Origin of the sequence: Ignatzschineria ureiclastica, assembly GCF_003121845.1 — a bacterium.
In the GTDB taxonomy this organism is placed as follows: domain Bacteria; phylum Pseudomonadota; class Gammaproteobacteria; order Cardiobacteriales; family Wohlfahrtiimonadaceae; genus Ignatzschineria; species Ignatzschineria ureiclastica.
On sequence record NZ_QEWQ01000023.1, the window covers coordinates 1 to 1140 of the forward strand.

Genomic DNA, 1140 nt, shown 5'->3' on the forward strand with positions numbered 1-1140 from the left:
GGCGTACAGGGAACGCCGGCGATTATTCTTGAAGATGGTTCTCTGAGATATTCAATTCTGGCGATTTACCATCTTTACCAGCAGGACCGGTTAAACCGATAGATCCATCTTCACCGTTAATCACAACTGAAGATCCATCTTTACCGTTAACACCGATCTTACCATCTACGCCATCTTCACCATCTTTACCTGGTTTTCCGACTTGAAGATCATTGATGCCGGTTAACTTCGATGACATCTTAACGACTAGATCACCATCATCATTAACATCAACACGGAGGTTTTCCGCAGTTGCGTCAGCATCATCTGCTAAATCACCTTTGATAGTTAAAGTCTCACCAAGTTTCTTCTGAACTTCGCCTTTGTTACCGGCAAACTTAAGACCTGCCTCTGTAAGACCTTCTTTAACTTCATCTAACTGACCTTTGTTAACGGCATCTTTACCATCTTTACCATCAGCAACACCTGCGATCACTTTATCGCCTGCGTTGATACCATCTTTAGTGACACTTGGGCCATCTTTGATGATTAAGCCTTGATCGCCAAGCGTAACGTTCTCGCCTACTTTCACACCACCGTTATTCACAACAGTCTGACCAGTCGTCAAGGATCCGTCTTTACCTAGGTCAAGATTCTTAGCAAGGTTTACTTTAATGCCCTCTTCATCAATAGAGGTTTCGATATTAGCATCACCACCTTTGATATCGAGCTTCTCATTGAGCTTAACCGCTAAATCATCACCTCTATCTGCACCAAACTTGAGACCATCGTCAAGGCTTGCAACTTCTTTCTCATTGCCTTCCTTATCTTTATAAACGATACGAACTTCACCATCTTTACCGTCTAAGCCTGGGCTACCGTCTTTCACTGAGATATTCAGTTCAGGCGATTTGCCATCTTTACCAGCAGGACCGGTTAAACCGATAGATCCATCTTCACCGTTAATCACAACTGAAGATCCATCTTTACCGTTAACACCGATCTTACCATCTACGCCATCTTCACCATCTTTACCTGGTTTTCCGACTTGAAGATCATTGATGCCGGTTAACTTCGATGACATCTTAACGACTAGATCACCATCATCATTAACATCAACACGGAGGTTTTCCGCAGTTGCGTCAGCATCATCTGCTAAAT

At 43.2% G+C, this 1140-nt stretch carries 1 pseudogene; it reads right to left on the bottom strand.

The annotated features are described in order from the left end of the window. Positions 1–22: 22 nt before the first annotated feature. Positions 23–1140, bottom strand: a pseudogene (locus tag DC083_RS10210) (hypothetical protein); the annotation flags it as partial.